This is a genomic window from Bacillus sp. P4_D3 (assembly GCF_056401855.1).
Genome location: NZ_JBFUIN010000211.1, coordinates 1 through 5,476 on the forward strand (window position 1 = coordinate 1; position 5,476 = coordinate 5,476).

Annotated in this window: 5 protein-coding genes and 2 pseudogenes; 4 read left to right on the forward strand and 3 right to left on the reverse strand. The window is 32.6% G+C overall.

Annotated features, from left to right (window positions below; genetic code table 11):
* The first annotated feature begins 123 nt into the window (after nucleotides 1–123).
* Complete coding sequence (locus tag AC1DTM_RS17335; RefSeq protein ID WP_016103968.1) at nucleotides 124–1,104, forward strand: hypothetical protein; 981 nt, start codon at nucleotides 124–126, stop codon at nucleotides 1,102–1,104.
* 658 nt (nucleotides 1,105–1,762) lie between these two features.
* Complete coding sequence (locus tag AC1DTM_RS17340) at nucleotides 1,763–1,987, forward strand: hemolysin XhlA family protein (RefSeq protein ID WP_002151817.1); 225 nt, start codon at nucleotides 1,763–1,765, stop codon at nucleotides 1,985–1,987.
* Here the strand turns inward: AC1DTM_RS17340 and AC1DTM_RS17345 are convergent.
* Nucleotides 1,970–2,263: a hypothetical protein gene (locus AC1DTM_RS17345; RefSeq protein ID WP_229183383.1), complete on the reverse strand. Its 294-nt coding sequence runs from the start codon at nucleotides 2,261–2,263 to the stop codon at nucleotides 1,970–1,972. The two genes, AC1DTM_RS17340 and AC1DTM_RS17345, sit on opposite strands and share 18 nt — an antisense overlap.
* A 123-nt stretch (nucleotides 2,264–2,386) precedes the next feature.
* Here AC1DTM_RS17345 and AC1DTM_RS17350 point away from each other — a divergent pair, with 123 nt between their 5' ends.
* Nucleotides 2,387–2,815, forward strand: coding sequence for a cell wall hydrolase (locus AC1DTM_RS17350; RefSeq protein WP_016103966.1), 429 nt, complete (start codon nucleotides 2,387–2,389; stop codon nucleotides 2,813–2,815).
* Nucleotides 2,816–3,618: 803 nt separating this feature from the next.
* Nucleotides 3,619–3,923 (forward strand): annotated as a pseudogene (locus tag AC1DTM_RS17355) (site-specific integrase); the annotation flags it as partial.
* Nucleotides 3,924–4,062: 139 nt separating this feature from the next.
* Here the strand turns inward: AC1DTM_RS17355 and AC1DTM_RS17360 are convergent.
* Both AC1DTM_RS17360 and AC1DTM_RS17365 read right to left on the reverse strand, forming a co-directional pair.
* On the reverse strand, nucleotides 4,063–4,911 hold the full coding sequence (locus AC1DTM_RS17360) for a DUF2935 domain-containing protein (RefSeq protein ID WP_016103965.1): 849 nt from the start codon (nucleotides 4,909–4,911) through the stop codon (nucleotides 4,063–4,065).
* Nucleotides 4,912–5,277: 366 nt separating this feature from the next.
* Nucleotides 5,278–5,476: pseudogene (locus AC1DTM_RS17365) on the reverse strand (IS4 family transposase); the annotation flags it as partial.

Consider the following 5,476-nt stretch of genomic DNA (forward strand, 5'->3'; position numbering starts at 1 on the left):
CCTTTATAAATAACTTGAACATTACCTGTGATATAATAAATTACAGTTATATATTTCTTAAGTTTTAAATTAAAATAGGATAATCTATTTAAAAAATACAAATTAAATGAAAGGAGAAATAATATGAATGAGAATCAACCAATCAATATGAATACAACGGAAGTAAAGGAGTATTTAAGCGTTAGTAGTTTCGTTGTTAATAATCTTATGAAGCAGGGACAATTAATTCCAATCAATAAAGATACATGGCGATTAGATGGGAGTTTCCTTTTTAGAAAAGAGGATGTAGACTCAATTAAAAAGGAAAGGGAGATAGAAGGTCTTACTTTATACCAGGCTAGTAAAAAATACGATATAAGTACATATCAATTAGAAAAATGGTTAGAAGATGGAGAATTGACAGCTACTATACAGGAATATCGTAACCGTGAGACTAAATTCCTTCAAGAAGAAGAGTTAGGCAAGCTTGTACATCGATTGGATCAATCGAATGCAATGTATACATTCTCTCAAAAGTATCATACTGTACTTTTCCAAAGATATATCCAGGGGAATACAATAGCAAGAGTCATTACTATCCCTAAGCGTGGAGATATTACACTAATTGATGAATTTGAAAGTGAATTCACCTTAAAAGAAGCAAAAAAATCGGGATATGAACCTGCATACGAGTTATATGATAAACCTCGTAGCCATCATCAAAGGTTTGTTAAGTTTCGTATACCTAAGTCTGATCAATTACGTAGTAGTTCTTTTCAGCTGGTTGACTTGATTCTACAGTATGTCTCACCAAGAAATTTGAAAATTTCAGAAGAAGCAGGCTTTTGGTATTTTGATGTACGCCAATCTCTTATTGAATTACCAATGGGTATGCAAATGGAATGGATTGAAAGTTTATCACCATATTTAATAGAAGGAAGATTAGTAAAACGCGTTAATAATAGTGTGTATTTAGATAGCAGCAGCGTGACAAAACCAGTTACGATATCCAGTAAAGAATATCAAGCTATTCATAAAATAGTCGAAGAAACAAACAGCACTATTGAAGAATTTATTGCGTCCGCTATTCGCGACAAAATCAATTACTATCAAAATACACAATAAACGTATTTAAAAGCCATTTTAGGTATAACGAGAATTGATAATCATATAATGATACAGAAAGGTCTTTTCCTGGTAGCTACCTCTTATACACCAAAAAGACACCTAATTAAGGTGTCTTTTTACTTTTTACTTTTCACCTTTCGAGAAGAACAAGCATATATTAAAGTATAGGACGAGCTTAACCGCTCCACCTTTATTCCGATTTTCAGTTAAAACTCCTTATCACATTAAGAGTATCCACCGCCCTGGATGCTCTCTTTTTATTGAACAAAATGGGCATTTAATGTTCTGTAGGCGCAGACATAGAGGCAGTAATAACCGTAGAAATTGGTGAAATCCTTTGAAAGAGCGTTTTTCTTCACAGCACTCGTTTTTTTGTTCATGGATTTTCTAAACTCTTTATTGATAATACTTAAATATGAAGAATGTAGTTGAGATTCGATTGAAGTTCTAACAAAACAACCGAATATGATTAATTAGTACAACCATCGGTCAATTAACAAATGCTTGTACTAGTTTAGTAATGATAAATACGATTGGGAAAGATGTATAAAATAAAGATTCAACATGGAAATAACTCGTATACATTCACACCGTTAAAGGTTGTCTCATAACATATAAGGATTGTTCTATTAAGATATTAGAGGGATGTGAGTATATGGAAGACTTAAATGTGAAAATTGATAGTCTAAAATCAGAACAAAAAGAGATCATGCGTGATATTCGTAATTTAGAAACTCGAATAATAATTAACGAGAAAGACATTTCTACAATTAATAAGCAATTAGAAAAAATCAGCACGAATACCTCTTGGATTTTACGGATTATTATCAGTACGATAATTATGGCCGTTCTAGGTTTGATACTAAGAGGGACAATTTAAAATTCCCAAAAGTACTTTTTGAAGAGAGACAAGTGTCTCTCTATTTATTTTGAGGAGACGCATGTCGGAAAAAGATAAAATACTAACTTGAATCATATTTCTCAAAAGTAAATGTAAATAAGTAACCTCAACTATTGAAACTACATAATCCTTATAAATACCTCTATTCATGAGTTTATTTAGCAATTCTTCTTCACCTGTCGTTCCATCTTTAAGACCCATACCAATGACAATACAAATCCTTCCATGAAAGAGTCCATATTCAAGTACCATCATCCTTCCTGTTCAAGAGTAATTATCTTTCATACTTTTTCACATAACGATCTATATTATGTGAAAAAGTCATTATCCTGACTAATAAGCAATACTATAAGAAGAAAATATAATGGAGGTGAAATCATGGGGGTTGTTAACGCGACAGATGCAGATATTGCACTTTTAGCAAGATTACTGAGAGCAGAAGCCGAAGGAGAAGGAATTCAGGGTATGTTGCTCGTCGGAAATGTAGGAATTAACCGAATAAGAGCCAATTGTTCCGATTTTAAAAATCTTCGTACCATTAGACAAATGATTTACCAAGAACACGCATTTGAAGCTGTTACTCACGGTTATTTCTATCAAAGAGCAAGAGAAAGTGAAAAACGCTTAGCTCGTCGAGTAATCAATGGAGAGAGGTACTGGCCTGGGAAATTTAGTTTATGGTATTTTAGGCCACCAGGTGATTGTCCTCAACAATGGTATAATCAGCCTTTTGTCGGGCGTTATAAAAAACACTGTTTTTTTCAACCAACAGCCGCAACTTGTGAACAGGTTTATAACACATTTTAAACAATGATAAAAACAATCTGTAATTAAAGAAAGTATAAAAGAGCGTTAATTTAACACTTTTTTGCTAGTTTTAGGAGTGGCGTCAGGATTTTGCAGATTTACAATGTTAAGATAAAAAACTTTGTATCAATAGGGTTTCTCCTATTGAAATGTGAAGTTAGTGAACTACTCACCACTTAGCTGACGCTTGAAGTGGGAGCTAAGTGGGAAGTAAGTGATTTTTACTAGCCACTTATGTTGACCAAGCTAACAGGGTAGTCCCTCCCCCTAAAAATAGTATGAGTACGTTAGACACATATACGCTACTTTCTTCGCCTGGTTTTCACATATTTCAGTAGCGCAGGACGATAGAACGTTGAAGATTTTACGTTGTAAACGAATTTCCTACAACAACCTTATATCTTCAGTTTTGAAAGAGCAATTTGTACAAAAGTATATGGTAGCAAATATGTTGGCTTACGCCAACCGAAATTCATCTTCCACTTACCTTTGGGCTATCGTCTTGCACACGCTTGAGTAAGGAGAATTCTTTCGGGAAGTGCGGTTAGAAATAATTTAAAGAAATCTAGATAAAACAAAAAAACACAGATAAATTTCTTTAAATAGACTAAACTAATAGGAGGATATTATGTTCAATATATGGGCGTATATCCTCTTTTCTTATACATATTAGATTAGTTATACAGATATTGAAAATATAGTTCAATATCTACGCTACATTCAGAAAAGTTTGTATATTAAAAGTGTGGGACGTAGTAAGATCTTTAGGCCAAGCTTTAATATTATTTTAAGGGGTGAGTGTTATGAGGGTACAAGAGGTTCTCATAGAGAATAACAACAAGAGATACATATTACTGGAACAAGAGGGATTACCTGTAATGCCAGTTATGATATATATAAAGTATTTAGATAAGACAGGAAAAAGCCCTAATACTCAAAAAACATATTGTTATTCCTTAAAACATTTTTTTACTTACTTAGAATAACTAATAAAAATTATAAGTGTATTAGGTTAGAAGATTTAATAGAGTTTGTGGGTTGGTTAAGAAGTCCTTATGAGAGCTTAAAAGTCACTCCCATTCAAAAAGAGAAAGTAAAGCGAACGGAAGACTATAAACAAAGGGGTTAAAAATCCCTTTGGGAATATTTAATAAAATAACGTATGAATCCATCACAAGGAAAAGAAGCTAACAATAAATTGTTAACTTCTCAGCTTAAGGCAAAATAGTATCTTTCCTTATCTTCTACTATTTAGATTGTGATTTAATATTTGTAAGATGAGTATCAAACATATCAATTATTTCAAGAAATCTATCAGCTTCACGAAAAACATGGTCTGCTAATAATGGATGAATGATACTCTTTATTTTACATTGCTCAATTAAATCACGTGCCGTTTTCTTAAAATCCCGAAGAGATGTAACTGACACACGATTTTGATCTAAAAATTGATCTAAAAGAGGAACTGTTTGGGATTGTGGTTTCATAGATTCTAAGTCAATTGCTTGATACATCAATTCATCAAAATCATTGCTAAAATTCCGGGCTGTATCTACAAGCTTTCTTTCTGATGGATCAAGAAGATGACCAATAAATTTAGCATGGTCTGCCATAATCCTTAAAAAGAAAACATTTTCTTTAATAATAGCATCAGGAAGGGCATCTAATTTACCTTCATTTAATTCAATTAAACGTTTTCTAAAATAATTAGCTTCCCTACTTGTATGGTCAACTAACAGTGGGAAATTATTTTGTCCTGGCAATTTACATGTGAGAATTAATCCTAGAATTTTTCGTTTAAATCCCCAAATATTAGTTGCGGCTTGTTGTACTTCTGAATTAAATCTTTTTATTTGCCCAGGATCTGTTTCATTTGTATAGGAATACGCTATTTGTTCGATATGTTCAAACAATCGATAAAATTGATTAGCCTCTTCGATTAGTTGGGTATCCTCGCATCTAAACCCCAATCGAAGAAAAAAAGAATGCTCCTTCATGATTCTAGACCAAAAACGAATTTCATTTAATGAACGTTCAACAAACATTACAGACGTAACACCTGTATCAGGATGTAATGAGGTTTCATCCCTATTCATTCTTAATCCCTCCCAGTAAATACTAAGCTAGTTCCATTCTTATGAGTAAATATATATATAAATACCATCAATAAAAGTTCATGATGAATAATGATAAATCTCGTATACATGTAAAATTAACCTATCATTATCGATAGCCAAAAAAAGCTCACTCTTTATCTATTTTTATATAAGGAGTGAGCTTTTCTTCTGAGGTTTTCCTGGTGCAACCTTAGTTTGATATCAATGTGGTGGGACCCCACATCCATCAACTTAAGGTATCTTTTTATACAAAATGTGGTTTTTTCACGTAGTCTTTTATTATCTTTTATAGATAGCATAAAAGTAGGCACATCAAATAAACCCTGACGGGTTTCAAATTTTTCGCTATGCTACCTGATGGGCAGAAGTGGTATACTCATACACAACACCTAAAATATCAAAGACTGTTTTTTTCTCATATCTGTGAGATTTTCGTCCGTTTCGCTGTAGGAGGTTAAACAGACGAAGGAGAATCTTTGATAATTCTTGGGTGTTTTTATGTAATGCTTGATGAAAAAGTAAGAAATAGTCTTTAATTATGTAC

Coding starts and splice junctions, on each gene's coding strand:
- AC1DTM_RS17335 (WP_016103968.1), top strand. CDS start 124: ATGAATGAGAATCAACCAATCAATATGAATACAACGGAAGTAAAGGAG.
- AC1DTM_RS17340 (WP_002151817.1), top strand. CDS start 1,763: ATGGAAGACTTAAATGTGAAAATTGATAGTCTAAAATCAGAACAAAAA.
- AC1DTM_RS17345 (WP_229183383.1), bottom strand. CDS start 2,263: ATGATGGTACTTGAATATGGACTCTTTCATGGAAGGATTTGTATTGTC.
- AC1DTM_RS17350 (WP_016103966.1), top strand. CDS start 2,387: ATGGGGGTTGTTAACGCGACAGATGCAGATATTGCACTTTTAGCAAGA.
- AC1DTM_RS17360 (WP_016103965.1), bottom strand. CDS start 4,911: ATGAATAGGGATGAAACCTCATTACATCCTGATACAGGTGTTACGTCT.